The following is a 26,206-nucleotide window of genomic DNA, read 5'->3' as shown; positions in this document are numbered from 1 at the left end:
TACAACAGTCGCGCGAGCGCTGCAGCGCGACGAAAAAAGACCCTACTCACCGCATTGGACCTGCATCGACGCGCTGACCTGCGTCTGAACCTCGGGCGCCGTCGATCCTCAACCCGGCACGCCTTCGCGCGCGGCTTCGTCGCGGGCGACGCCCGCGGCCGGCACGTCCCAGCGCGGCGGCGTCTCGGCCCGCAGCGTCACGCGAAACGCGCGCGCCTCGGTGTCGCCGGGATTGCGCAGGCTGTGCGGCTGGTCGGCGTCGAACACGATCGCGTCGCCGGTCGCGAGCAACTGGCGCTGGTCGTGCACGCTGACTTCGAGCGTGCCGTCGCTGACCACCAGATTCACCGTCGTGCCAGGCGCGCGGCGCACGCCCGCTTCGGTATGCAGCGGCGCGATCCGCAGTTCGTGAAACTCTGCGGCGATCGACTCGTCGTCGGGATAGAGCGGGCGCACCGAGTAGCGCCCGTTCGCGCTGACCACGCGGGCCGAGCGCTCGGCCGGCAGATGCTCGAAGCCGTTGGTCGCGTGACGGCGCAGGAACGCCGCCACCGACACCTTCAGCGCCGCCGCCACCTTGCACAGCACCTTGATCGACGGCACGCTGCGGGCCGACTCGATCTGCGCGAGCATCGCGCGCGACACGCCGGACGCGCGCGCCAGCGCATCGAGCGAAAGCTGCCGTTCGGCGCGCAGCCGCGCGAGGTTCACGCCGACCAGCTGTTCGAGCGCGTCGAAGGGTTCGGCGGAGCGCGCCGTCGCATCGGTATCGGCATCGGCCGAGGGATCGCGGACCAGCGCGAGCGGGGAATGCATATTGGCCTCCAGAGCGCCGCCCGGCGGCGCAAGAGCAGTAAGTGGAAGCAAGATAGCATCGGCCTTCGCCGCGCCCAACGAAGTTATCTTCACACTGAAATTCGTTGGGCTCTCATAAGAATCTCCCAAGCTCCCCCAAGTGCCTGTAAACACAAGGGTTTGCTGGGCTGAGTTCTCCTAAGGTCCCCCGGATTCTCACGCCGATTGTTGGCAAGGTGTTGGTAAATGGTTGGAAAATCAAACCACGCCAAGGACACGCCATGAACACCCCTGCATCGCCGAAAAAACCTGCCCTGTCAGCCCGTAAGACCGCCAAGGCCACGGCGGGAACCGGACCCCTGAAACTTGCTGACCGTGACGGCCTGTACCTCCTCGTGTCGGTCGCTGGGTCAAAAAACTGGATGCTGGCTTACCGCTTCGACGGCAAACAGCGGACCTACAAGGTGGGCTCATACCCTCAAATCGACCTAGACGCGGCACGTGACATCGCACACGAGAAACGTCAGCTTGTCCGTGCTGGCATTGATCCCCGCGTGCACGACGAACAGCAGCGGGCAAAGAACATCGCAGACCAAGAATCGACACTATGGTCGGTCTGTGAAGCATGGCTAGACCATCGGGACGGTAGCTGGGCTCCCAGGACCGGTGTACGTGCCCGTAACTTCCTTGAACGGTATGTGCGCGATGGACTTGGCAAGCTGCCGGTCGGACTGGTTGACGCTGGAATGGTCTTCAGCCTGGTTTCCGACATCGCGAAGGGCAAGACCGGCAAGGAACGCCGGGGTAACGCGCCGACTACGGCCCTGGCCGTGAGGCAGATGCTAGGCGAGGTCTTCAGGTATGCCATCGGCACTGGCAAGGCTACGGCTAACCCGGTGACGATGATGAAAGCTGGTGACGCGGTGAAGAAACCACGGACCCGGAACAATCGCGCGTTGAACCTCGCCCAGCTTGGGACGCTACTGAACGCCATTGAAGGGGCTACGCTCTCGCCCGTTGTACGGGCAGCGGTGCGGCTGATGTTCCTCACGGCAGTTCGGACCAACGAACTGATCGGCGCACGGTGGACTGAGTTCGACCTTGACGGCGCGCTATGGACCATTCCGGCGTCGCGCATGAAGGGCCGTGAGGAGCATCTTGTCCCGTTGAGTGAGCAAGCGGTAACGCTGCTGCGTGATCTGCGCAAGCTCACTGGTGCCAGTGCATGGGTCCTTCCGAATGCCCGCGACGACAAGCGGCACATGGGGAACATGTCGATGGACAACGTGTTCGTTCGGCTTGGTTTCAACGGTGAAGCGTGGTTCCGTGGCCATGGTGCGCGGGGCACGTTTTCCACCTGGGCCAATGAGGCTGACTTCAGTTCGGATTGGGTCGAAAAGCAGCTATCGCATGTCGAGAAAGACAGCGTGAGGCTTGCGTATAACGCTGCCCGCTGGCTACCACAAAGACGGACGATGATGCAGCGTTGGGCTGATACGGTGGATTCACTTCTCGCCCCGCAGGCGCAAGCGCAGCACGACCCGGCCACGCAACTGACCGCGTGAGAACGCTACATGCGCTTGACCACTTTTTGAGTCAGGCGCACACTGAATATCCCCGCGCCAGTGGCGCGCTCGCCTGAGGAATGGAGTCCTGTGACGGCACAACCCCCTTAGGAGGGGCCTGTGTTGGACTCCGTTCAATCTTCGGTCGAACCGACCACTTCTGTATTAACTCCCCCCGCGACGACAAAGCCAGGTGGTAACCACACGAAACCGTGTGCGCCGCCTGCCGGTCTGCTCGCGATCCCTGACGCGTTGCTACGCAAGGCACACGTGTTGTTCCTGCTGTCGATAACCGACAACACGCTAGCGCGACGGATCAAGGCCGGTGACTTTCCTGCTCCTGACATGGTCTGCGGAGTCAGCCCGCTATGGCGTGTGCAGACCGTCATGACATGGCTTGCCGGTGGCACGGCGCTAGACCTTGCTCGTCAGCACAAGGCGCTGAAACAGCAGATTGCTGAGGCCACGACCACGCAGGAACGCGCGGAGTTGCTGAGGCAGCATCGCCATCTGCTCGCGCAAATCCGTCGAATCCGTTGCAGCAAAAACACGCCCGCAATCGCCTGAGGAGAACGCACCATGCCCGTCACTATCAACAAGCTGCCCGAAACCCCTGCACCGCAGCCTGACGCAGACCAGAAGGGTCACCGGGTCAACATGATGTACCCGGATGCGCTTTATCAGAAGCTGCTCGCCCGGTCGACTGAAACCGGCCTGACTGTGCCGATGCTGCTGCGGTTTGCAGCGGTCGCGTACGTGGAATCGAAGTAAAAAAATGCCCGGGGCGCGTGGAAGTACGCTGCCGGGCAATCTCTAATTTTTCCTACAAGGAGCGTGTCATTATATGACGCGTCTGTAACCATGGCAATTACATATACTGCCGGGAAACCCTTACCAGGCCTTGACCCGCCACCTCCGACCCTTGACACGCATTGGGGGTTTTCGGCTGAAGACTTTCATCCTGAGGCGTGGCCACACGTTGGCACGCCTGATACGATAGCGGCGTTCCAGTGGCTTGAGGACCACGTCAGCACGCCTGCTGACCGTGAGGCACTGATCGACCTGGCCAAGGCGCACGACATGCGTCGGGAGTTCTTTGTTGCATGGTTGAGGCTTCACGGCTTCACGGGTGGCCAGGCGCAAGACCGCTGGCTTGAATACCTCACGCCATACGACAACCCCCGGCGCAAAGTACCATCGCACGAGACATTACTACCCATGGCGGCAGAGCATAGCTGGGCATCTGTGCTGCCGCCGTTCAAGACTGCTGAGGAAGTCGCGGCAGAAGCTGCGGCTGCGGCTGCTCAGGCCGCTGCTGAGGAGCTAGACCGCCAGGCGCGGGAAGCGGCTGCACAGGCCGTAGAACGCGCGCAGCTTCGATATCAGCCCCGGACCGCGACCGAGCTAATGGACGCACCGCCTGTGGACTGGCTTGTTCGTGACGTGCTGCCTGCCGGTGGACTCGGTGCGGTGTACGGTCAGCCAGGATCGGGCAAGTCGTTCCTCGCGATTGACCTGTGCATGGCCCTGGCTCGTGGCGAACAGTGGTTCGGACACTACGTGCCGCATGCGGTGCCGGTCGTGTACGTCGCGCTAGAGGGCATTGGCGGATTCGGCCAGCGTTTGAAGGCCTGGAGCATTGCCCACGGCAACGCAGCCCCGCCTGAGCGGTTCCGGACGATCACAGAAGCATTCGACGCGCGACGGGACACGCCAGACCTGTGCAAGGCCGTGCGGCACTACGGGCAGGGGCAAGCTGGGTTGATCGTGATCGACACGCTGAACCGCAGCATGCCCGGTGCCGATGAAAACTCCGCCAGCGACATGGGGCAACTCCTCGGTCAGTGCGATGAGATGCGCCGTCAGACGGGCTGCGCGGTGTTGCTGATCCACCATGCAGGCAAAGACCAATCGAAGGGCTTGCGTGGCCATAGCAGCCTGACTGGCGCGGTCGATACGGCTATCGAGGTCGTGCGGGACAGCGCTTGCGCTGACGACGAACGGTCATGGGAAATCGTCAAGTCACGCGATGGCCAAGACGGTCTCATAGAGCGGTTCAGGCTCAGCCTGATTGAGACCGGTGTTGACGCGTATGGACTGCCGCTGCCGAGCCTTGTGGTCGAACCACTCGATGGACCCGCACCGAAGAAACCCAAGCCGCTACCGGCGTCCCTACAGGCGGTCAAGCCGATCTTTGACCTGCTGAGCAAGGAGAATGCAGCGGTAACGTTCGCTCAGCTATATATCGCGTTCAAGGCTGAGTGCGGCGCTCAGGGGAAAGCAGTGCCGAAGAAATTCAATCTTCAGCGAGACTACGCGAAGCACTTTGAAGTGCCTCAGCCAGGGGATGACACGATAGTCAGTCTGTGACTTCCTCGGGTTTTCTCCTCAGTTGCTCAACTCCTCATGCCTATAGGCATTTGAGGAGTTTGAGGAGCCCTTGCTCAAGGTTGCTCAAAGCTGTTTGAGGAGTTTGAGGAGCCTTGCCTGGCAAGGCTTTGCGGCTGATTTACCCCCTGCTCAAACCGTCAGTTGCTCAAACGGGTTTGAGGAGCAAGTTGCTCAAGTGGTTTGAGGAGGTTGAGGAAGCCCTGCCTGACCGTGCTTTTTTCTGCTTAGGAGTCCATATCGATACACGACATTATAAAGATTATGTCGCGTATGACGCTTTCGGGTGTCGTGTGCGTGTCGGTTTCTCATGCTGTTGATTGCGCTGTCGCGCACGGCCAACTTCACGTCGGACCAACTCTTGCCGATCCTGATGTGCTCGATACACCACGCCGACACGCATTCAGGGTCTTGAGCGGTCTTCGAGCACGAAGCTTGCGCGCAGCTTTCGAGGGCGTGATGAGTGACATCGAAACAACTGAAGAGCCCTTGCCTCCGTTGTGTACGGTAGACAACAATCAGCCGATGTCAGCAAGTCGCACTATGATTAGCAACTGCGTGACCGGTTCCGCGACTGCCATGATCGAAGCGAAAGACGTGCTGGGCTGGTGCTTCACGCTAGGCGCGATGACTCTGGGCGTCTTCGGCTTCGCGTTCAGCACCTATGCAAGCGCACTGATCGCTCATCCGACTGAGCCGCCTCCTATCGTGGATTCTTTGCGATGGTTCTGCCGTTTGCTAATGCTCGCGCTGCTCGCGATATCGGGTCTTACGATTGTGGTGGCGTACCAGGGGTGCGCAACCGCTGCGACCTGGGTTCTTGTTGGTGTACTTGCTGTGACAACCCTGCTTTGTGCCGTGCTCACCATACAGATGAGGCACTGACATGACGTTATTCACGCAAGCCGATCGGGATATCCTGGATCGCCTTCGGTTCATCGAGCATCACGATGATCCGGCGAACCGGTGGCAATATGTCGCGGAGGGTAAGCATGTCTACCAAACCATGTCAAACTCGGGTATACAAGTATTACCAGGGCAGATGGTGATCCAAGTGTTACCAGGGCAGATGGTGATCGCGTTATCGACAAGGGTGCAAACATGCCCCATTTTCGTAAAAAAGCTACGGCACGATCGCCGCTTTGCGTCGTCGTCCGTGTACGGGTACTGGGCGGCGCCTTTGGCACGTTATATGCTCGATAACGACTGGATGGACTTCATCAAGCCAAAGGAGGGTACGATGTCGGCCGAAAAGCAACACATCTCTCTTCGGGAATTCTCCCAGAAGGCTGACGCCTTTGTCGCCCAAATGACCAGACCATTGGAACATTACGACGAGGAAGACAAAGCGATCATCGCGCAAGAGAGCGCTGACGTTCGGGGAGTGTACGCGCGAGTTTTTGTCGAACTAATGCGTCATCACTACATCATTGACGACCAGGATTAAAAAATACGTTCCCCTCGTCGGGTATGACAGCTTTCAGTGTCATGCGCGTGCTGGTTTCTCATGCTGTTGATTGCGCTGCGGCTGCTGCTGACGGCTCGGTCAACTTCACGTCAGACCAGGAGCGACCGCTCCTGATGTGCTCGATACACTGCACCGACACGCCGAATTGACCGGCGAGGTCAGCACAGCGGGCACCCACTGCCAACGCGGCCTTGATCTGCCGTACCCGCTCCTCGTTGAGCTTGGTCGTGTGTCGGCGCAGCTTCTGAGGAGTCGAGGTAATCGGCTCAGGTCGAGGCGTGAATATCGTGTTGTTGATCCTCGTTGTCCAATCCAGGACGTGGCAGCGTTCCATGTTCAGCCTCCTACAGGATTCTGTTTGACCAAGCCGAATGCGCGGGCGTAGTGCTCGTCGTCGTGCTGTTGTCGCTGTTCAGCGGTCCACTGCTCGCCCTGCAATCCATCGGGCAGGCCGCCGATGACCCGCACCCGCTGACCCTCGCTGGTGACGTGCCTATGAATCGCCTGAGCGGCTTCTACGGCCATCGGGTCATCAGCAGGCAAGCCACCCGTCATGGTGACTTCAAGCACGCTGTTCAGGTCGTACGCGCCTGCTCCCGCTGAGCGGCGTGCGGCAACCCTGCGGAATTTCTTGCTCACCATGAGTCATCCCCCTGCTTTGGCGGGTCGATATCAATGAGTTCAAGGCCATCCATCTCAACCCGTATCTGATCGAGGGCTTTGAGTGCGTTCTTACGGTCGCGTTGTTCGACCGACTCCGCGTGAAGTCGCTGAAGTGCCAGGATGCGCGTTGCCCTGTATGCCATCGGCAGGGCTTCCAGGTCTTCGACGGTCTTCGCCCGCACGGTCTCGAATAGCTCCCGCAGTTCCTTCGACAGGTGCGCGCCGCTGGCGCGGCTCGGGTTGTTGCGTACGACCAGTTGTTTGCTGACCTCAACGCCAAAGACTTCCCGCACGTCAGCGATGACCTCGCTGGTCGTCATGCCCTGGGCGAGGGCAATCACGATATGGCGGCGAAGTTTTGAGGGCGAGGGATTCATGAGGTCAACATCAGTCAACGGTCAGCGCTCAACGCTCAACGCTCAACGCTCAACGCTGAAAATTTTCAGGCGCACGCACACGCGGCAGGTCCGGATATCCGGCGTTCTGACGCACGAACAACGCGGGTCGTCCGCTGAAACTTCCTCGCGTACCAAGCGCTGTAGCGTGGTTCAGGGCCGTTTTACGGGCTTGCGCGTGCCGGCGCGTTTTCACAGGAGCAACCCACGTTGTTCGCACTACCTGAGCGTTTGCACTGCATATCGGGCTCTAAGGACCTTACTTCCGCTCCACGTATGGCCTGATTGCAGGCTCGTACGGGACCGGACCACTACGCACGACCGAGCGGCTTTGGCGGGCTTCGCTGTCGGCTTTTCGGTTGCACTCCTCCTCACGGATGCCGATGCGCTCGCTGGCCATCGGCGCTGTTTCGTTGTCGGACTTGCTGTTGTTGCTCATGATCTGCACTCCTTATCTCTAATTGCACAATCGGGACATCGATACAACGCTACTTCGTGTTAGCTTCTCAAGCTAGTGCAGCGTGTGGTTTCGGGCTTCGTCCATCGCCCGGTTCCATGCTGCACACAGCAATTCAGCCTCATGCGCCTGGTCAGCGACCTCCTGGCGGGCCTGCTCAAGACATGCGCGGGCTTCAGCGGTGGACGCGAGGTCACTGGCCACGGTCAACGCGTTCTCAATCTGCTGTAGCAGGCTGAACGCTGCAAAATCCGCCTGTGCGTCCATTCCCCGACTACGGCGCACCGCAACCAATTCCAGGGTGCAGCGTTCAACCACGGCCAGGCAGTCGCAATAGGCGGCGTCAGCGCTGTCGCTGGCGTTCATTTCGTGCCCGCTCCATGTTGACGGCGTGCAGCATCCAGGTCGGCCCGCTGCTGACGCTTGAACTCTGCCAATGAGGGGCGGTCACGGTCCGCCTTTGATCGGCTTGGGCTCTGCGGTGCTTTACTGGCTGGTGCGGTCATGATGTAACCCCCTGTTTCTGCGCTTTCTTCACGCGGGCCTTTGCCAGAATCTCAGTGCGATGTGCCCGGTAGTAGTCGGCTGCAAGCTCAGACCTGCACGACCGGCATTGCGGCTGATGACCATCGGCTCTGGTCTCACACTTACCAAACGCGGTCAGCGGCAGGTACTTCCTGCACGTGGCGCATTGCTTGATAAGTGGTCTGAGCATGATCACACCTAGTACTTCACAGCGCCCAGGCCGGTCATGCGCAAAACCGGTGCTTTGTGCCGGTTCATCCACGATGCTTTAGCACCAAAAAACTCGGTGCATTCGCGCCCGGCGCGATCCTGCGAGGTAACCGCCGTCAATTCGGGTCGCTGGTGTGCGGCCAGCGCGACTGCTCCCAGCACCTGACTTTCGAGCTTGTGCAGTTCGCTAGCCGGGATTTGCGCCGATGGTTCAGCCCGCAGACTGCGCGGATACTCAGCGGGCAGTTTGCGTTGTAGCTGCACGACCAACCGGCGGCGGAATTCATCGGCCGTCGCGCTGGCCTCACCAACCACTTCAAGTATGGTCAGCGGTAGGCGCGCCTGCTGCACGGGTACGGCGTAATCGCGTGTGATCTGCTCCCGCTCTGCCGCTTCCGCGTGTGAGTAACGTGTGATAGTCATGTCAGCCCCTTCCTTTCAGGCCAGCGGAATATCAATGAAGCTGGGCGCAATCTCACCCCGCTCTATGCGGGCGAGGTGTTGCGCGTTGGCCAGGCGCTGGGCGCGCTTGCTCTCAAAAATGTCTTGCGGCTCGCCCTTGATGTTCAGCGCCAACATCGCTTGCGGGATTGCCGCATAGTTGCCCATCCAGCTACTCATTTTGGTCGCGCCTTTTTCCAGCGTGAATTCGCGAATCGGACGGCCGCTGTCGTCGCGATGTTCGATCATCCGCAAACCGTTTTTAACCGTGCTGGCATCGGCCCTTGCAACTGCTGCCACTGCCGCAGACAGACTTTCACCGCGACTCTGCGCCGCGCTGACGGCCAGGAGTTGATCAACGGACATGGCGGCCATGCGCCCGCGGATAGCCTGATCGATCTCTCGTGAGACTGCCGCGCTATCGGCGCGTGCTGCATCGACTCGCCGCGCGAAGTGCTGATGGTCAAGCGCCACGCCACGCGCGGCGGCTTCGATCTGCGCGGCTGTCAGATTGGTGAATGCGGGACGTTTCATGACTGCCATGGCTGACCCCTCTTAGTGGACTTCAGTGCGCGTGCGTGGATACCTGCCCGCACGGCCGATTCATACCGGGCGAAAAACTCAGCGTCTGCGAACCAGGTGTAGACGGTTCGACGTGCGGGCATGCCAGGATCGGCGCAGATGCGTGACAGCGGCTCACCCTGGGCAAGGCGCTTAAGGAGCATGTCCACCGTGGCCATCGGGAAAAAGGATCGCGGTGTTACGCGGTCTGAGAACTCAGGGAAGGACATGTCGTCACCGTGTGCAGAGTATGCACACAGGTTAACGCGACATAATTCACGCGCAGGCACATTCGATGCAATATTTCTATAGTGCCATTACGTGGATTGTCAAATATACGCTGCCTTGGTGGCAAAAACTAGCAATTGATTGTGCGAGCAAGCCCTCGTTTGCGCGCTACCGATTTGCAAAGAAGCTTTAGTAAACAAAAAAGCCCCCGAAGGGGCTCTTGTTTTTCATCAAGTCCTATCAGACGTGCGTGTGATGCTCGCTGCGACGCTTCACAATGACATGCTTGATCAGGCCGCGAGAATCGTCGGACACGTTCGTCAATTTGACTCTCTGTCGGAAAGCTTCCCAACCGATCGTCGCGCAAAGTACACCCACGCACTCGTCGGCAAACGATGGTGTCGGATGAGCGTCCTGAAAGTCTAGTTCAACAACTTGATGATCTTTCAGCGCGTTCAAAACGTATGTGCGTGCATCAACGCCGTTCGGTCTAGTCGAAACGCGGAAATGCTCATGTACACAAATTTTAAAGGTCGAAGTCATCATCATCCATCCCCTCCGGGAGTGGCCAAGCATCGTAAACCTGCCGTAAGTTCAAGGGCACCGTGGTATCCCACTCCAATATCACCATCGTGCCCTTCAAAGGGGTCGGCAAGTGTCCTCTACCCCTCACACCGCCCGAAGAATAGAAATATTCGTCGTGCGACACAACAAATATGGTGTTCCGTCCCTGCTCCATCAAGTCTTTAGCGAGAGTCAATCCGTAACCGGAATGCCCCTTGCCACGCTTGCTGGTGACCGAATACTCGGTCGCATACTCGCACGCGTTGCGCTGCACAAGCTCTGCCAGATACTCGACGTTCTGCGCGAGCGACAATCGAATCCCGATCCCGCTGTCGCAGATAGCTACCTGCGCCATGTTGCCCTTAGGCCAGAATTGCGCACACGCAAGCCCATGCAACCCATTATCGGTCTCGGCATGGGCAAAGCAATTTCCGAGCAATTCTTGGACCACCGTCTTAGCGCCATCGACGGGGCCATCACCGATTCCACCTCGTCGGAAGATTTCCACCAGTGCCGCGCTGGTGTCATCGACCGCATTTTGGTCGATAAGTGCCTCTATCGGATGGAATTTTCCGCTTGCATTGTACTCGGTTACTACAATTGGGGGTTGAATGTTGATCGCCTGCCACAGTCGCATGCGCGCTGCGTACCGCGTCAACGTCTGCGGCAGAGCTATCTCTGTCGCGCCGTTTCGCTTCAACTCCATTGCCAGCACTAGAAAATGATGCGGACGGAAAAAACCTGGGCACTTGCACTTCCCGGACTGCACCAGTTGATCAACGTTAGTGATCCACGTGGCCACTTCTTCAATTGTTGTCGATTGCATGTCTGATGCTCGGCCCGCGCCCAGCTTCCTTTCTTTTATCGGCAGGAAACCGACTATCTTAATTTGTTTCGCCCGACGATTGCCAGCACCGCGCGGCTTTGCCTTAGCCGGGCAGTGCAAACGGCAGTTGGCCCGCAATTGAATGCGAGAGAACCTGACACGCCGCCGATGGTCTGGCCCTTCGGTTTGTTGGTAAATGGTTGGTAAATCCGGGATACGGCAGACGCAAAAAAGCCAGAAAGCCTTTGCTATTAAGGCTTCCGGCGATACAATGCTAATACCACACTGTTATCAGCATTGCGGAGGCAAGCAACTGACGACTCACGCGCGTTGCGGGACTGCAGAGGCCGGCGCATCCATGCGCGCCGCGAACCATGTGAGCAGCAGCGCCCCGACGCTGACCGCGGCCGCGACCCACGGCAAGGTATCGAGCGCGTGACCGTGACTGATCACGAGTCCACCGAGCCACGCGCCCGCCGCATTGCCGACGTTGAACGCGCCGATGTTCAGCGTCGACGCGAGATTCGGCGCGGCGGCGGCCTTCTCGACCACGCGCATCTGCAGCGGCGGCACCGTCGCGAACGCCGCGATGCCCCACACGAACACCGTGATCGCGGCGGCCACCGGCGAATGGCTGGTGCGCGCGAACAGCGCCATCACCACCGCGAGCGTGGCGAGGATGCCCATCAGCGACGGCATCAGCGCGCGATCCGCGAGCTTGCCGCCGACCATGTTGCCGACCGTCAGCCCGACGCCGAACAGCACGAGGATCAGCGTCACACCGCGCGGCGAGAAGCCGCTCACCTGCTCGAGAATCGGCGCGATATAGGTGAACACGACGAACACGCCGCCGAAGCCGAGCACTGTCATCGCGAGCGCGGTCCACACCTGCGGGTCCTTCAGCACGCGCACTTCGTGGCCGAGGCCGGCGGGTCCGGTGTCGTGGCGGTTCGGCAGCAGCGCGCTGATGCCCGCGAGCGACAGCACGCCGAAGCCGCTGACGATCCAGAACGCCGCGCGCCAGCCGAACTGCTGGCCAACGAAGGTGCCGAACGGCACGCCGAGCACGTTCGCGAGCGTCAGGCCCGTGAACATCAGCGCGATCGCGCTCGCGCGCTTCTCGGCCGGCACCAGCGATGCCGCGACCACCGCGCCGATGCCGAAGAACGAGCCGTGCGCGAACGAGGTCACGACGCGCGCGATCATTAGCACCGAATAGCTCGGCGCGACCGCGCACAACACATTGCCGACGATGAACACGCCCATCAGCAGCTGCAGCGCGAACTTGCGCGACATCCGGCTGGTGATCACCGCGAGCAACGGCGCGCCGACCGCGACGCCGAGCGCATAGCCGCTGACGAGCAGCCCTGCGGACGGAATCGACACGGCCAGATCGCGCGCGACTTCGGGCAGCAGGCCCATGATGACGAATTCGGTCGTACCGATGGCGAATGCGCTAATCGCGAGCGCGAGTAATGGGATGGGCATTTTTCCGCTCCGGAAATGAGGTGGGATCAAGGATTGGGTTGAAAGGCCTAACGCGCCGCCGTCACGAACTCGATGACGACACCGGGCGCGAGCGCGACGAACAGCTGCTGCTCGGCCGGCTGCGCGGGGCTCGCCGGCACCTGCGCACTCTGGTAGCCGATGCCGCGCGCGTCGAGCCGCTCGACCAGCGCCTGCCATTCGCCGGCGTCGTCGAGCCGAAAAGAGATGTGATCGATGCGCGGCGTGACGCGGCCCGCCGCCCCGGAAGCGGGCGCGCCGCCGATCAGGTGCAGCACCGGGCGGCCGTTCGCATACAGCCAGTAGCCGTCGACGGAAAACGGCGGGCGCGCGCCCTCGGTGAGCCCGGCGATGTCGACGAAGAAACGTCGGGCGGTATCGAGGTCGGCGGTGACGATGGTGGCGTGATCGAGTTGCATGGCGTGGGACAGCAGCGGAGTTTCGACGGCTGCATTGTCGCGGCGCGGCGCCAATTTGATAATTGGCGTAGCATTTGAAGCATTTTCAAATTCCGCTTGAAAACCAGCGATGGACAACCTCGGCGACATCCGCCTCTTCGTCGAAGCGGCGCAGCAAGGCAGCCTGTCGGCGGCGGGCCGCAAGATGGGCCTCACACCGGCCGCAGCGAGCGCGCGGCTCGCGAAACTGGAAGCGCGGCTCAAAGCGCGCCTGTTCGAGCGCACCACGCGGCAGCTGCGTCTTACCGACGAAGGTCGCCTATACCTGAACTGCTGCCGCCAGGCGCTGCAATCGCTCGACGACGCCGAAGCCGCGCTGCAAGCGGGTCAAGGCGTGGTGCGCGGCAAGGTGCGGGTGTCGGCGACTTCGGACTTCGGCCGCAATCTGCTGATGCACTGGCTCGACGAATTCAACGCGCTGTACCCGGACGTGACGTTCGCGTTGACGCTGTCGGATGCGCTCGCGAATCTCGTGCAGGAGGACATCGATCTGGCGATCCGTTTCGGCGTGCCGCAGGACAGCTCGCTGGTCGCGCGGCGGCTCGCGCCGAACCGGCGGGTGCTGTGCGCGTCGCCCGAATATGTCGCGCGCCGTGGCGAGCCGAAGGAGCCGCTCGAGCTCGCCAAGTTCGACTGCATCGTGCTCGGCACCGCCTCGGGGCCGGCCAGCGAATGGCGCTTCACGCGCGGCGACGAGGTGCAGCACTACAGCGTGCCGTTCGAGGCGGCGCGCGAGACCAACGACGGCGCGGTCGCGCGCGAATGGGCGCTGCGCGGCTACGGCATCGCGATCAAATCAATGTGGGACGTGGAAGCGGACCTGCGCGCCGGCCGCCTGAAGATCCTGCTGCCGGAGTGGCGCTACCCGGATGCGCCGCTGCACGCGTTGTACCACCGCAATCGCTTCATGGCGCCGCGCGTGCGCGTGCTGCTCGACTTCCTGTCCGAACGCTTCGCACAGGTCGCGGACGAACTGGAAAGCCTGCTGGGACTGCCGCCGGAGCGCCCGATGAGCGCCAAAACCCCCGCGGTGTGAAGGGCTATAATATGCAGTTACGCTGCAAAGACACGCGCAGGCCGGCCATCATGCGCCGCGCAGCCCCGCGCCGCGGCTTCCTTCACCTTTTTACGACGCCCCCAGGTTAACCACTGCGACCGGCGAAATTCGATGACCAAGAAAGTTTATGTAAAGACCTTTGGCTGCCAGATGAACGAGTACGACTCCGACAAGATGGTCGACGTGCTCGGTGCCGCTGAAGGACTCGTCAAGACCGACACGCCGGAAGACGCCGACGTGATCCTGTTCAATACCTGCTCGGTGCGCGAAAAAGCGCAGGAAAAAGTCTTCTCCGACCTTGGCCGCGTGCGCGAGCTGAAGGACGCGAATCCGAATCTGATCATTGGCGTGGGTGGCTGCGTCGCGAGCCAGGAAGGCGCATCGATCGTCTCGCGTGCGCCGTACGTCGATATCGTGTTCGGTCCGCAAACGCTGCACCGCCTGCCGCAGATGATCGACCAGCGCCGCGCGAGCGGCCGCGCGCAGGTCGATATTTCGTTCCCCGAAATCGAGAAGTTCGATCACCTGCCGCCCGCGCGCGTCGACGGTCCGAGCGCGTTCGTGTCGATCATGGAAGGCTGCAGCAAGTATTGCAGCTACTGCGTCGTGCCGTACACGCGCGGCGAGGAAGTGTCGCGTCCGCTCGACGACGTGCTGACCGAAATCGCCGGTCTCGCCGACCAGGGCGTGCGCGAAGTCACGCTGCTCGGCCAGAACGTCAACGCCTATCGTGGCGCGCTGACCGTGGGTTCGACCGAGATCGCCGACTTCGCGACGCTGATCGAATACGTCGCGGACATCCCCGGCATCGAACGGATCCGCTATACGACGTCGCATCCGAAAGAATTCACGCAGCGCCTGATCGACACCTACGCGAAGGTGCCGAAGCTCGTCAGCCACCTGCACCTGCCGGTGCAACACGGTTCCGACCGCATCCTGATGGCGATGAAGCGCGGCTACACCGTGCTCGAGTACAAGTCCGTGATCCGCAAGCTGCGCGCGATCCGCCCGGACCTGTCGCTGTCGACGGACATGATCGTCGGCTTCCCCGGCGAGACCGAGGAAGACTTCGCGAAGATGATGGCGCTCGTCGAAGAGATGAAGTACGACACGAGCTTCTCGTTCATCTACAGCCCGCGTCCCGGCACGCCGGCCGCGAACCTGCACGACGACACGCCGCGCGAGGTGAAGCTGAAGCGCTTGCAGCACCTGCAGGCCACGATCGAAGAGAACGTGCAGCGCATCAGCGACGCGATGGTCGGCAAGGTCGAACGCATTCTGGTCGAGCGCCCGGCGCGCAAGGACCCGAACGAACTCGCGGGCCGCACCGAGAACAACCGCGTCGTCAATTTCCCGGCGCCGGTGGCGTCGCATGCACGGCTGATCGGCCAGATGGTCGACGTGAAGATCGTGCACGCGTATCCGCACTCGCTGCGAGGCGAACTCGTGATGGTTCACGACGACCACGCCGCCGTGACCCACTGAGCGCACTCAGCGCACTGACCGACATTCTGAGTACCGCAACCGACAGGATCGACTCACCGCCTTGAAGACCACTCAGCAGCATCTGGAATTCACCGCACCGCGCGAAGACAACGCGCGGCTCGCCAACCTCTGCGGACCGCTCGACGAGAATCTGCGGCAAATCGAGCAGGCGCTCGACGTGACCCTGTCGCGCCGCGGCCACCGCATCACGATCCGCGGGCGCGGCGCGAAACTCGCGCTCACCGCGCTCGAAAACTTCTACAACAACGCGCGCGATCCTTTGTCGGTCGACGACATCCAGCTCGCGCTCGTCGAAGTACGCCATCCGGCGCGCCATCGCCTGAACGGCAACGGCAACGGCAATGGCGGCGAAGCCGTCGACCCGCGCTTCGCCGGCAATCCCGATCATCCGTTCGACCAGCCCGCCGACACCAACGCGAGCGAAGACGACTTCGAGGAATACGGCCCGAAGCTGTACACGCGCCGCGCGGATCTGCGCGGCCGCACGCCGGCGCAGCGCGAGTATCTGAAGCAGATCGTGTCGCACGACGTCACGTTCGGCGTCGGCCCGGCCGGCACCGGCAAGACCTACCTCGCGGTAGCCTGCGCGGTCGACGCGCTCGAGCGCGACCAGGTCAAGCGCATCGTGCTGACGCGGCCGGCCGTCGAAGCGGGCGAGCGGCTCGGCTTTTTGCCGGGCGATCTCGCACAGAAGGTCGATCCGTATCTGCGCCCGCTCTACGACGCGCTGTACGACCTGCTCGGCTTCGACAAAACCGCGAAGATGTTCGAGCGGCAGATGATCGAAATCGCGCCGCTCGCGTACATGCGCGGCCGCACGCTGAATCACGCCTTCATCATCCTCGACGAGGCGCAGAACACCACGCCCGAGCAGATGAAGATGTTCCTCACGCGGATCGGCTTCGGCTCGAAGGCGGTCGTCACCGGCGACACGACTCAGGTCGACCTGCCGCGCGGCCAGAAGAGCGGGCTGATCGAAGCGCAGCAGGTGCTCGCGAACGTGCGCGGCATCGCGCTGACGCGCTTCACGAGCGCGGACGTGGTGCGGCATCCGCTGGTCGCGCGAATTGTGGAGGCGTACGATGCGCATGCGCAGAAAGCGTCGGCCCCGGCCGATTCGCGCTAAAGGGATGTGCTTCAGCGCGCGAGGCCCACGAAGCCTCGCCGCCACGCCTTAAAAAACGCTCGAGCCACGAATGCCACGCACAGAAACCGCATGAGCCGCACCCCGAAACTGACGTTGACCCTGCAATTCCCCGCCGCCAAAGCCTGGCCGGAACACAAGACGCTGCTGCCGCGCGCGACGGTGGCCGGCTGGATCAAGGCGGCACTCTTCGCGGACGGCGAACTGACGGTACGGTTCGTCGACGCCGAAGAAGGCCGCACGCTTAACCGCACCTATCGCGGCAAGGACTACGCGACCAATGTGCTGACCTTCGCCTATGCCGAATCGGAAGACGATCCGGTCGCGGGCGATCTGATCCTGTGCTGCCCGGTCGTCGAGAAGGAGGCCGCCGAGCAGGGCAAGCCGCTCGCCGCGCATTACGCGCACCTGCTCGTGCACGGCACGCTGCATGCGCAGGGCTACGACCACGAGGTCGAGGAAGAAGCCGAGGAGATGGAAGCGATCGAAACCGAAATCCTCGGCAAGCTCGGCTTTCCGGACCCTTATCGATAGGCGTCCTGCCTCGCGGCGCCGCCCCTCCCCACGCCAGCCCGATCCAAAACACCGTGAGCACTCCGTCCCCCGAAGCCGAGATCCCCGTGCGCTGCCCGGACTACCCGCCGGTGCTCGGCGACTCGCGACTTCTGACGGATGACGAACTGCGTACGTCGCTCGAAGCCACGTTGAGCGGCTGGGACCGCCGCAGCGATCTGTGGCTGTTCGGCTACGGCTCGCTGATCTGGAATCCGGGCCTGCCCACCGTCGAGGCGCTGCGCTCGAAGGTGCACGGCTATCATCGCGGCCTCTATCTGTGGTCGCGGGTGAATCGCGGCACGCCCGAGCAGCCCGGCCTCGTGCTCGCGCTCGATCGCGGCGGCTCGTGCACCGGCATCGCGTTCCGGCTCGCGGCCGATGGCTCGATGCCGCATCTCGAAGCACTGTGGCGCCGCGAAATGCCGATGGGCTCGTACCGTCCCATGTGGCTGCCGTGCGTGCTCGCGGCCGGCCGACGCGTCGACGCGCTCGCGTTCGTGATGCGCCGCGACGTGCCGAGCTACACCGGCAAGCTGCGCGACGACATCATCCAGACGGTGCTCAGCTGCGCGAGCGGCCGCTACGGCACGACCTTCGACTACGTGAGCCGCACCGTGCACGCGCTGCGCGAAAGCGGTATGCCGGACCGCGCGCTCGAAGCGCTGCTCGCGCGCTGCAAGCCGGCAGTGTGAGCGCGGCGTCTCGGCGAAAACCCCACCCCCGACTTTTTTTCCCGCGAGCGCTTTTGCCCGCGTTATCGGTTAGGATGATTCCACGCTCCGCCGTCACGGCGCGGCCGCTTCACCCTGGCTTCGCATATCGCCAGGTCCGGCGGGACACGGTTCCGCCATGCGCCTGGTGTATCCTTTAACGCTCTGCAACAGCGCGCCCAGTCTCGCCGGGCGCACTACCATGAACGACACGTATCCCAGTCGACGCCATACCGGACGCCAACTCGACAAACCGCAGGAAAAGCGCTCGCTGCTCGAGCGCCTGACCGACTTCATCTCGCCCGAGCCCGACTCGCGCGCCGAACTTCTGGAAATTCTGCAGGACGCGCACGAGCGCAACCTGATCGACGCCGACTCGTTGTCGATGATCGAAGGCGTATTTCAGGTGTCGGAACTGTGCGCACGCGACATCATGGTGCCGCGCGCGCAAATGGACGCGATCAACATCGCGGACAATCCCGCTGAATTCATTCCCTACGTGCTGGAGAAAGCGCACTCGCGCTATCCGGTCTACGAGGGCAATCGCGACAACATCATCGGCGTGCTGCTCGCGAAAGATCTGCTGCGCTACTACGCCGAAGAAGAGTTCGACGTGCGCGGCATGCTGCGCCCGGCCGTGTTCATCCCCGAGTCGAAGCGGCTGAACGTGCTGCTGCACGACTTCCGCGTGAACCGCAACCACCTCGCGGTGGTCGTCGACGAATACGGCGGCGTCGCGGGCCTGATCACGATCGAAGACGTACTGGAGCAGATCGTCGGCGACATCGAGGACGAATACGATTTCGACGAGGAAAGCGGCAACATCATCGCGTCGCCGGACGGACGCTTCCGCGTGCGCGCGCTGACCGAGATCGAGCAGTTCAACGACACATTCGGCACGCATTATTCGGACGACGAAGTCGATACGATCGGCGGGCTGGTCACGCATCACTTCGGCCGGGTGCCGCATCGGGGCGAGAAAGTCCGCCTCGAAGACCTGATCTTCGAGATCCTGCGCGGCGACGCCCGCCAGATCCATATGCTGCTGGTGCGCCGCGACCCGCTCGCGGGCCAGCGCGAGCGCGAGTCGCAGCACGTGCAGACCTGAACCGGCGGCTCGGGCGGACGCATGGCCCGAGCGCCCGCGCGCTGCCATCGCTTGTGCATTTTGCCAACTCGTTTGGCTACTGATTTGCCCTTTCAACTTCCGACGCCGACCGCGCAACAATGGCCGACCCGATCACTTCCCGTTCGCACCGGGGCGTAAGCGCCCCCGCTCCCACCGACGACGGCACGCGCAGCCGCACGCTGCCGCGCTGGCACTACCTCGTCGCCCTGGCCGCAGGTGCGGCCAACACGCTGTCGTTCGCACCGACGCCGCACGGCGGCTGGCTGCAACTCGCGATCTTCGTGTTCTTTTTCGCGTGGCTCACGCGCAGCACCGGCTGGAAAAGCGCCGCGCTGACGGGCGGCGCGTTCGGCTTCGGCAACTTCGTGAGCGGCGTGTGGTGGCTGTATGTGAGCATGCACTACTACGGCGGCATGCCTGCACCGCTCGCCGGCACCGCGCTCGTGCTGTTTTCGCTGTATCTCGCCGTCTATCCGGCGCTCGCCGCGGGGGTGTGGTCGTTCTGCGCGGGCCATGCGCGCAACGGCGCGACCGACGAGCGCGCGCCGTTCTCGCCGACCTGGCACGGCGCGCTCGCGTTTGCCAGCGCGTGGGCGATCGGCGAATGGCTGCGCGGCACGGTGTTCACCGGCTTTCCGTGGCTCGCCACCGGTTATGCGCAGGTCGATGGCCCGTTGGCGGGGTTTGCGCCGGTGGTCGGCGTGTATGGCGTCGGCTGGATGGTCGCGCTGACGGCCGCGTTGATCGTGCAGGCGTTGCTGGCGCTGCGGCCGTCGCGGCGCTCCGGGCCTGCGAATGAACCGCGCGATCCGAACGCCGGCGCCGCGGCTGACGTCGACGGCCGCGCCGCGCGACGCCGCGGCACGCGCGTCGCCCCGATCGCCGTGCCTGCCGGCGTCGCGCTCGCGCTGCTGGTGATCGGCCTGCTGCTGCCGCTCGTGCAATGGACCACACCCGCTAACGCGCCGCTGTCGGTGCGTCTGTTGCAAGGCAACGTGAAGCAGGAGATGAAGTTCGAGGAAGCCGGCATGCGCGCGGCGGTCGACGAGTATCAGCAGATGATCACCTCGAAGCCGGCCGATCTGATCGTCACGCCGGAAACCGCGATCCCCGTGCTTGCGCAGCAGTTGCCGCCGAACTTCGCGGCGGCGATCCGCCAGTTCACGGATTCGACCGGCAGCGCGCTGCTGTTCGGCGCGATCGGCGGCACGATCACGCCGGAAGGCCGGGTGGTCGACTACACCAACAGCCTGTTCGGCGTCACCCCCGGCTCGCACGAGATGTACCGCTACGACAAGCACCACCTCGTGCCGTTCGGCGAATTCGTGCCGTGGGGCTTCCGCTGGTTCGTGAACCTGATGAACATTCCGCTCGGCGACTTCTTCCGCGGGGCGCCGGTGCAGAAGCCGTTCATGGTGCATAACCAGCCGGTCGCGGTGAACATCTGCTACGAGGACATCTTCGGCGAGGAGATCGCGCGCACGCTGCGCGAGAACGCGACGCCCGCCGGCGTGCTGGTCAACTCGACCAATCTCGCGTGGTTCGGCGACACGATCGCGCTCGACCAGCATCTGCAGATCGCGCGCATGCGCTCGCTCGAAACCGGCCGGCCGATGCTGCGCGCCACCAATACCGGCATGACCGCCGCGATCGACGCGAACGGCCGCGTGATCGGGCGCCTGACGCCCTACACGGTCGGCTCGCTCGACGTGAGCGTACAAGGCACCTCGGGCAACACGCCTTACGTGACGAGCGGCAACAACACGGTGCTGGCGGTGTCGTTGCTGCTGCTCGCGTTCGGTTTCGCGTTCGGACCGGGGATCGCGCGGCGGCGCAACGGCAAGCGGTAACGCCCGAGTACCCACCTGAAGCAACCCCGCCCGCAAAAAAAAAATGCGCCTGACACAATGCAGGCGCATTTTTTCATCCAACGAGCGCGAGCTTCGATTCAGGCTTTCAGCAACCTGAACGGACGCTCGCTGATGCTCATCAATCCTTCGGCACCGTATCGATGAACGACTGGCGCAGCGACAGCTTCTGGAAGTGCTTGTCCAGATTCGGATGCGCTTCGCGCCAGTTCAATTGCGGCATCCGGAAGTCCAGATAGCCGAGCGCGCAGCCTAGCGCGATGTCTGCGAGCGTGTAGTGATTGCTCGCGCACCACGGCTTGCTGCCGAGCCCTTGCGACATCGCGATCAACGCTTCGTCGATCTTGCGCTGCTGCCGCGCGACCCACGCGTCGACGCGCTGCTCGGGCGCGCGCTGCGTGCCTTCGAGACGGATCAGCACGGCCGCGTCGAGCACCCCGTCGGCGAGCGCTTCCCAGCAGCGCACTTCGACCCGTTCGCGGCCCGACTGCGGGATCAGCTTGCCGACCGGCGACAGCGTATCGACGTACTCGCAGATCACGCGCGAATCGAACACGGCTTCGCCGTCTTCCATCACGAGACACGGCACCTTGCCGAGCGGGTTGAAGGTGTGAATCCGGGTATCCGGCGCCCAGACGTTCTCGGGCACCAGTTCGTAGTCGATCTTCTTGTCGGCGAGCACGATGCGCGCTTTACGCACATACGGGCTGCCGAACGAACCGATGAGTTTCATCATGACCTTCTGCCTTTTTCTGAATCCGGCGAAAGTATAAGTGGTCCAAGGCGTTCACGAACTTGCCGTCAACATCTTCGCGCGCTGCCCGCGGACCCGCTGTGGACGGATTGCAACATGGCCATGGCCGCCGCGCCGTCGGAATCCGCACAAAGCGAGTCAATGTAGTGCGCGCACCATGACCGGAGAATCGCGGCGCTACAATCGCACGATGAACCAGCCGACCGAACCCACCATCGCCATCGACGTCTACCGCGCGCGCCGCGAGCGCGTTCTTGCCGCGCTGCGCGCCGCGGGCGGCGGCGTCGCCCTCGTCCCGACCGCGCCGGAAGCGCTGCGCAACCGCGACGCCGACTACCCGTACCGCCACGACAGCTACTTCTACTATCTGACCGGCTTCACCGAGCCCGAAGCGCTGCTCGTGCTCGATGCCAGCGCCGCGCCCGGCGCGCCCGCGTCGATCCTGTTCTGCCGCGAGAAAAGCATCGAGCGCGAGACCTGGGAAGGCTTCCGCTTCGGCCCCGACGGCGCGCGCGACGCGTTCGGCCTCGACGCCGCGTTCCCGATCGGCGAGCTCGACACGCAGTTGCCGCGCATCATCGCCGACAAGCCCGCGCTGCACTATGCGCTCGGCAGCTCGGCTCATTTCGACGAGCAGGTGCGCGGCTGGCTCGACGCGGTGCGCGCGCAAGGCCGCGGCGGCACCGTCGCACCGACGGCCGCGCGCGACCTGCTGCCGTTGCTCGACGAAATGCGGCTCGTCAAGGACGACCACGAGCTCGCGATCATGCGCCGCGCCGGACAGATTTCAGCGGCCGCGCATCGTCGTGCGATGGCGGCATGCCGGCCCGGTATCCGCGAGTACGAACTCGAAGCCGAACTGCTCTACACGTTCCGCAAGTTCGGCGCGCAGGCGCCGGCCTATACGTCGATCGTCGCGGCCGGCGCGAATGCGTGCGTGCTGCACTACCCGGCCGGCAACGCGATCGCGCGCGACGGCGACCTGATCCTGATCGACGCGGCCTGCGAACTCGACGGCTACGCCTCCGACATCACGCGCACGTTCCCGGCGAGCGGCCGTTTCACGCCGGCGCAGCGCGAGCTGTACGACATCGTGCTGGCCGCGCAGCAGGCCGCCGTCGCCGCGACGCGCGCCGGCGCGAGCTTCGACGATCCGCACCAGGCCGCGCTGGGCGTGCTGTCGCAGGGGCTGCTCGACACCGGCATCGTGCCGCGCGCGAAGTTCGCGTCGGTCGACGACGTGATCGCCGAGCGCGCCTATGCGCCGTTCTACATGCACCGCACCGGCCACTGGATCGGCATGGACGTGCACGACTGCGGCGACTACCGCGAACGCGGCGCGCCGCGCGACGAGGCGGGCGCGCTGCCGTGGCGCACGCTGCACGCGTCGATGGCGCTGACGATCGAGCCGGGCCTGTACGTCCGCCCGGCCGAGGGTGTGCCCGAGCGCTACTGGAATATCGGCATCCGCATCGAGGATGACGCGATCGTCACGCCGACCGGCTGCGAGCTGATCACGCGCGACGTGCCGGTCGCCGCCGACGAGATCGAGGCGCTGATGCGGGAAGCGAGGATGGCCGATGAAGCACCCCATCAAGCGTCACATCAAGCGAGGACCTGATCCGCGATGAACGAAACGTCTCCATCGGCGGTGATCCTGAGGCCCGCCTCCCGCCAGCCGGGATTCGATTTCGACGTGACGATCGTCGGCGCCGGGCCGGTCGGTCTCGCGCTCGCCGGCTGGCTCGCGCGCCGCAGCGTGACGCGCGAGCTGAAGATCGCGCTCGTCGACGCGCGCGAGCCCGAAGACTCGATCGCCGATCCGCGCGCGATCGCGGTCTCGCACGGCAGCCGGATGATCCTCGAGCCGCTGCGCTGGCCCGCCGACGCCACCGCCATCGAGCGCATCCACGTGTCGCAGCGCGGTCATTTCGGACGCACGCTGATCGATCATCGCGAACACGGGCTGCCCGCGCTCGGCTACGTGCTGCGCTACGGCTCGATCGTGCACGGCCTCGCCGATGCGGTGCATGCGACGCCGGTCCACTGGTTCCGCTCGACATCGGCCGGCGCGCCGGTTCAGGAACTCGACGGTGTCACGCTGCCGATCGAAACCGCGGGCGTCGCGCGCCAGTTGCGCACGCGGATTCTGGTGAACGCCGAGGGGGGGCTGTTCGGCGATCAGAAGCACGCGAAAAACGTGGGCCGCGCCTCCGATGAAGACGAAGGCGCACGCCAGCTCACCAAAAACAATGGCGGCTCGCGCGACTATGGCCAGACCGCGCTGGTCGGCACGGTCACCGTGTCCGCGCCGCAGCCGCACGTCGCGTGGGAGCGCTTCACGTCGCAAGGCCCGATCGCGCTGCTGCCGATGGGCGGCGTGCGCGGCGCCGACTACGCGTTGGTCTGGTGCTGCGCGCCCGACGAAGCCGCGCGCCGCACGCAGCTCTCCGACGAAGCGTTCCTGCGCGAGCTCGACGGCGCATTCGGCGACCGCATGGGCCGCTTCACGCACATCAAGGGCCGCGCGTCGTTCCCGCTCGGTCTCAATACGGTCGATACGCTCGTGAATGGTCACATCGTCGCGATCGGCAATGCGGCGCAGACCTTGCATCCGGTGGCGGGCCAAGGCCTCAATCTGGGCTTGCGCGACGCGCATGCGCTCGCCGATGCGCTGTCGGCCGACGGTCCGACGCCGCTCGCGCTCGCCACCTTCGCGCAACGCCGCGCGCTCGACCGGCGCCTGACGATCGGCTCGACCGACACGCTCGCGCGCCTGTTCACCATCGACTTCGCACCGCTCGCGGTACTGCGCGGCCTCGCGCTGACCGCGCTCGAATTCCTCCCACCGGTGAAAACCGCGCTCGCCCGTCAGATGATGTTCGGCCAGCGCCGCTAGCGGCGCAAAACGCCGCGCGGCTCTATGAGTCGCGCGACTTTCATAGAAGATTTAACGGGTTACGAGACTCGGTTCGCGAGTCCCGGCAACCCGTTAACGCTAAAATGGTGGTTTTCCCTCGCATTTCGCGCTGCGCCGGCTGTCACGATTGTCAAATCCTGACCCGTCGTCGGCGCGCGCTCACGTCATGCCCACTCTCGGCCCCCACAATCTGCGCAATAACCTGTTCGTCGCCCCGATGGCCGGCGTGACCGACCGGCCGTTCCGCCAGCTGTGCAAACGGCTCGGCGCGGGCTACGCGGTGTCGGAAATGGTCGCGTCGAACGCGCAGCTATGGAAAAGCGAAAAGACCATGCGCCGCGCGAACCACGAAGGCGAAGTCGAGCCGATCGCGGTGCAGATCGCCGGCGCGGACCCGGAGATGATGGCCGAGGCCGCCCGCTACAACGTCGCGAACGGCGCGCAGATCATCGACATCAACATGGGCTGCCCGGCCAAGAAGGTCTGCAACGTGGCGGCCGGGTCGGCGCTGCTGCAGAACGAACCGCTCGTGCAGCGCATCGTCGAGGCCGTGGTCAACGCGGTCGGCGTCGGGCCCGACGCGGTGCCCGTCACGCTGAAAATCCGCACCGGCTGGAATCGCGAGAACAGGAATGCGCTGAACGTCGCGCGTCTTGCCGAAGCAGCGGGCATTTCGATGCTGACCGTCCACGGCCGCACGCGCGCCGACCTGTATCACGGCGACGCCGAGTACGAAACCATCGCCGCCGTGAAAGCGGCGGTGCGCATTCCGGTCGTCGCGAACGGCGACATCACGTCGCCGCAAAAGGCGCGCGAGGTGCTCGCCGCGACCGGCGCGGACGCGATCATGATCGGACGCGCCGCGCAGGGGCGTCCGTGGCTGTTCCGCGAAATCGAGTATTTCCTGCAAACGGGCGAGTTGCTGCCGCCGCCGCGTATCGACGAAATCCAGCAGGTGATGAACGAGCATCTGGAAGATCACTACGCGTTTTACGGGGAATTTACCGGGGTTCGCACTGCGCGCAAGCACATCGGCTGGTACACTCGCGGCCTTTCCGGCGCCAACCTGTTCCGGCATCGCATGAATACGCTGGACACCACGCGCGAACAACTCCTCGCCGTCAACGAGTTCTTTGACGCGCAAAAGGCGATCTCAGACCGCCTCGTCTACGTCGACGAAGCGCCCGGCGACCCCGGGCTCGACAACCAGGACGAGAACAACACCGACCGACTAGCAGCATGAGCAAGAACAATATCGAACAATCTGTCCGCGACAGCCTGGACGTGTATTTCCAGGATCTCGACGGCTCCAATCCGCACGACGTCTACGACATGGTCATTTCATGCGTGGAAAAACCCTTGCTCGAAGTGGTGCTCGAGCAGGCCGGCGGCAACCAGTCGCTGGCCGCCGAGTATCTCGGCATCAACCGCAATACGCTGCGCAAGAAGCTGCAACAACACGGTTTGCTGTAGCGCGTTGTAGTTTCTAGCGCCCTGCCACGTTTCCCCTTCG

At 63.5% G+C, this 26,206-nt stretch carries 31 protein-coding genes; 17 read left to right on the top strand and 14 right to left on the bottom strand.

Features of this window, described 5'->3' with window-relative positions:
• Positions 1-108: 108 nt before the first annotated feature.
• Positions 109-816 (bottom strand): helix-turn-helix domain-containing protein, encoded by a 708-nt coding sequence (locus EVC45_RS10245; protein ID WP_129957881.1) that lies wholly within the window; start codon positions 814-816, stop codon positions 109-111.
• A gap of 260 nt (positions 817-1,076) precedes the next feature.
• Between EVC45_RS10245 and EVC45_RS10240 the strand changes: the two genes are divergently transcribed.
• The 6 genes from EVC45_RS10240 to EVC45_RS10215 all read left to right on the top strand — a co-directional run bounded on the left by EVC45_RS10240 (position 1,077) and on the right by EVC45_RS10215 (position 6,195).
• Positions 1,077-2,360, top strand: a complete 1,284-nt coding sequence (locus EVC45_RS10240; RefSeq protein WP_129957880.1) for an integrase arm-type DNA-binding domain-containing protein — start codon at positions 1,077-1,079, stop codon at positions 2,358-2,360.
• 120 nt (positions 2,361-2,480) lie between these two features.
• A complete protein-coding gene (locus EVC45_RS10235; RefSeq protein WP_129957879.1) occupies positions 2,481-2,927 on the top strand; it encodes an AlpA family transcriptional regulator in 447 nt (148 codons plus the stop codon).
• Positions 2,928-2,939: 12 nt separating this feature from the next.
• Positions 2,940-3,131 carry a hypothetical protein gene (locus EVC45_RS10230; protein WP_129957878.1) on the top strand — a complete coding sequence of 64 codons (192 nt, stop codon included), beginning with the start codon at positions 2,940-2,942 and terminating at the stop codon, positions 3,129-3,131.
• A gap of 90 nt (positions 3,132-3,221) precedes the next feature.
• Positions 3,222-4,730, top strand: coding sequence for a helicase RepA family protein (locus tag EVC45_RS10225; protein WP_129957877.1), 1,509 nt, complete (start codon positions 3,222-3,224; stop codon positions 4,728-4,730).
• Between the two features lie 477 nt (positions 4,731-5,207).
• Complete coding sequence (locus EVC45_RS10220) at positions 5,208-5,633, top strand: hypothetical protein (protein WP_129957876.1); 426 nt, start codon at positions 5,208-5,210, stop codon at positions 5,631-5,633.
• 1 nt (position 5,634) lies between these two features.
• Positions 5,635-6,195, top strand: a complete 561-nt coding sequence (locus tag EVC45_RS10215) for a hypothetical protein (RefSeq protein WP_129957875.1) — start codon at positions 5,635-5,637, stop codon at positions 6,193-6,195.
• 58 nt (positions 6,196-6,253) lie between these two features.
• Here the strand turns inward: EVC45_RS10215 and EVC45_RS10210 are convergent, their stop codons facing one another.
• The 12 genes from EVC45_RS10210 to EVC45_RS10160 form a co-directional block, all read right to left on the bottom strand.
• The gene (locus tag EVC45_RS10210) at positions 6,254-6,550 is read right to left on the bottom strand and encodes a hypothetical protein (RefSeq protein WP_129957874.1); all 297 of its coding nucleotides are present in this window, start codon (positions 6,548-6,550) and stop codon (positions 6,254-6,256) included.
• Between the two features lie 2 nt (positions 6,551-6,552).
• The gene (locus EVC45_RS10205; protein ID WP_129957873.1) at positions 6,553-6,858 is read right to left on the bottom strand and encodes a hypothetical protein; all 306 of its coding nucleotides are present in this window, start codon (positions 6,856-6,858) and stop codon (positions 6,553-6,555) included.
• Positions 6,852-7,256, bottom strand: a complete 405-nt coding sequence (locus EVC45_RS10200; RefSeq protein ID WP_129957872.1) for a DUF2280 domain-containing protein — start codon at positions 7,254-7,256, stop codon at positions 6,852-6,854. The genes EVC45_RS10205 and EVC45_RS10200 overlap by 7 nt, the downstream gene beginning before the upstream one ends.
• 277 nt (positions 7,257-7,533) lie before the next feature.
• Positions 7,534-7,713 (bottom strand): hypothetical protein, encoded by a 180-nt coding sequence (locus EVC45_RS10195; protein ID WP_129957871.1) that lies wholly within the window; start codon positions 7,711-7,713, stop codon positions 7,534-7,536.
• Positions 7,714-7,785: 72 nt separating this feature from the next.
• Entirely contained in the window at positions 7,786-8,097 is a 312-nt protein-coding gene (locus EVC45_RS10190) for a hypothetical protein (RefSeq protein WP_129957870.1), read from the bottom strand.
• Positions 8,098-8,454: 357 nt separating this feature from the next.
• On the bottom strand, positions 8,455-8,889 hold the full coding sequence (locus tag EVC45_RS10185) for a hypothetical protein (protein WP_129957869.1): 435 nt from the start codon (positions 8,887-8,889) through the stop codon (positions 8,455-8,457).
• Between the two features lie 15 nt (positions 8,890-8,904).
• Positions 8,905-9,450, bottom strand: coding sequence for a hypothetical protein (locus tag EVC45_RS10180; RefSeq protein ID WP_129957868.1), 546 nt, complete (start codon positions 9,448-9,450; stop codon positions 8,905-8,907).
• Positions 9,438-9,632: a hypothetical protein gene (locus tag EVC45_RS47885; RefSeq protein WP_373683009.1), complete on the bottom strand. Its 195-nt coding sequence runs from the start codon at positions 9,630-9,632 to the stop codon at positions 9,438-9,440. Before EVC45_RS47885 ends, EVC45_RS10180 begins: the two co-directional genes overlap by 13 nt.
• Before the next feature lie 304 nt (positions 9,633-9,936).
• Complete coding sequence (locus EVC45_RS10175) at positions 9,937-10,245, bottom strand: STAS-like domain-containing protein (RefSeq protein WP_168991436.1); 309 nt, start codon at positions 10,243-10,245, stop codon at positions 9,937-9,939.
• Positions 10,223-11,086 carry an ATP-binding protein gene (locus tag EVC45_RS10170; protein ID WP_129957866.1) on the bottom strand — a complete coding sequence of 288 codons (864 nt, stop codon included), beginning with the start codon at positions 11,084-11,086 and terminating at the stop codon, positions 10,223-10,225. Before EVC45_RS10170 ends, EVC45_RS10175 begins: the two co-directional genes overlap by 23 nt.
• Before the next feature lie 321 nt (positions 11,087-11,407).
• Entirely contained in the window at positions 11,408-12,574 is a 1,167-nt protein-coding gene (locus tag EVC45_RS10165; protein WP_129957865.1) for an MFS transporter, read from the bottom strand.
• A 47-nt stretch (positions 12,575-12,621) separates the two neighbouring features.
• Positions 12,622-13,011, bottom strand: a complete 390-nt coding sequence (locus tag EVC45_RS10160) for a VOC family protein (protein ID WP_129957925.1) — start codon at positions 13,009-13,011, stop codon at positions 12,622-12,624.
• Positions 13,012-13,120: 109 nt separating this feature from the next.
• Here EVC45_RS10160 and EVC45_RS10155 point away from each other — a divergent pair, with 109 nt between their 5' ends.
• The 7 genes from EVC45_RS10155 to lnt all read left to right on the top strand — a co-directional run bounded on the left by EVC45_RS10155 (position 13,121) and on the right by lnt (position 21,001).
• Positions 13,121-14,086, top strand: a complete 966-nt coding sequence (locus EVC45_RS10155) for a LysR family transcriptional regulator (RefSeq protein WP_129957864.1) — start codon at positions 13,121-13,123, stop codon at positions 14,084-14,086.
• A gap of 132 nt (positions 14,087-14,218) precedes the next feature.
• Positions 14,219-15,592 (top strand): tRNA (N6-isopentenyl adenosine(37)-C2)-methylthiotransferase MiaB, encoded by a 1,374-nt coding sequence (miaB, locus tag EVC45_RS10150; protein WP_129957863.1) that lies wholly within the window; start codon positions 14,219-14,221, stop codon positions 15,590-15,592.
• A 61-nt stretch (positions 15,593-15,653) separates the two neighbouring features.
• Positions 15,654-16,739: a PhoH family protein gene (locus EVC45_RS10145; RefSeq protein ID WP_129957862.1), complete on the top strand. Its 1,086-nt coding sequence runs from the start codon at positions 15,654-15,656 to the stop codon at positions 16,737-16,739.
• Between the two features lie 90 nt (positions 16,740-16,829).
• Positions 16,830-17,291, top strand: coding sequence for an rRNA maturation RNase YbeY (gene ybeY / locus EVC45_RS10140; protein ID WP_129957861.1), 462 nt, complete (start codon positions 16,830-16,832; stop codon positions 17,289-17,291).
• Between the two features lie 53 nt (positions 17,292-17,344).
• Positions 17,345-18,004 (top strand): gamma-glutamylcyclotransferase, encoded by a 660-nt coding sequence (locus EVC45_RS10135; protein ID WP_129957860.1) that lies wholly within the window; start codon positions 17,345-17,347, stop codon positions 18,002-18,004.
• 220 nt (positions 18,005-18,224) lie between these two features.
• The gene (locus tag EVC45_RS10130; protein ID WP_129957859.1) at positions 18,225-19,130 is read left to right on the top strand and encodes an HlyC/CorC family transporter; all 906 of its coding nucleotides are present in this window, start codon (positions 18,225-18,227) and stop codon (positions 19,128-19,130) included.
• Between the two features lie 119 nt (positions 19,131-19,249).
• Positions 19,250-21,001, top strand: a complete 1,752-nt coding sequence (lnt, locus tag EVC45_RS10125; RefSeq protein WP_129957858.1) for an apolipoprotein N-acyltransferase — start codon at positions 19,250-19,252, stop codon at positions 20,999-21,001.
• A 139-nt stretch (positions 21,002-21,140) separates the two neighbouring features.
• Here the strand turns inward: lnt and EVC45_RS10120 are convergent, their stop codons facing one another.
• On the bottom strand, positions 21,141-21,755 hold the full coding sequence (locus EVC45_RS10120; protein ID WP_129957857.1) for a glutathione S-transferase C-terminal domain-containing protein: 615 nt from the start codon (positions 21,753-21,755) through the stop codon (positions 21,141-21,143).
• 208 nt (positions 21,756-21,963) lie between these two features.
• Here EVC45_RS10120 and EVC45_RS10115 point away from each other — a divergent pair, with 208 nt between their 5' ends.
• The 4 genes from EVC45_RS10115 to EVC45_RS10100 all read left to right on the top strand — a co-directional run bounded on the left by EVC45_RS10115 (position 21,964) and on the right by EVC45_RS10100 (position 26,166).
• Positions 21,964-23,394 carry an aminopeptidase P N-terminal domain-containing protein gene (locus tag EVC45_RS10115; protein ID WP_129957856.1) on the top strand — a complete coding sequence of 477 codons (1,431 nt, stop codon included), beginning with the start codon at positions 21,964-21,966 and terminating at the stop codon, positions 23,392-23,394.
• 6 nt (positions 23,395-23,400) lie between these two features.
• Positions 23,401-24,672, top strand: a complete 1,272-nt coding sequence (locus tag EVC45_RS10110) for a UbiH/UbiF/VisC/COQ6 family ubiquinone biosynthesis hydroxylase (protein ID WP_129957855.1) — start codon at positions 23,401-23,403, stop codon at positions 24,670-24,672.
• Positions 24,673-24,859: 187 nt separating this feature from the next.
• Positions 24,860-25,936 (top strand): tRNA dihydrouridine synthase DusB, encoded by a 1,077-nt coding sequence (dusB, locus tag EVC45_RS10105; RefSeq protein ID WP_129957854.1) that lies wholly within the window; start codon positions 24,860-24,862, stop codon positions 25,934-25,936.
• Positions 25,933-26,166, top strand: coding sequence for a Fis family transcriptional regulator (locus EVC45_RS10100; protein ID WP_008919619.1), 234 nt, complete (start codon positions 25,933-25,935; stop codon positions 26,164-26,166). The genes dusB and EVC45_RS10100 overlap by 4 nt, the downstream gene beginning before the upstream one ends.
• Positions 26,167-26,206: the final 40 nt, after the last annotated feature.

Source organism: Paraburkholderia sp. UYCP14C (assembly GCF_004197395.1).
Taxonomy (GTDB): domain Bacteria; phylum Pseudomonadota; class Gammaproteobacteria; order Burkholderiales; family Burkholderiaceae; genus Paraburkholderia.
The sequence above is the reverse complement of the archived record's forward strand: the minus strand, read 5'-3'. Positions and strand labels throughout refer to the sequence as shown.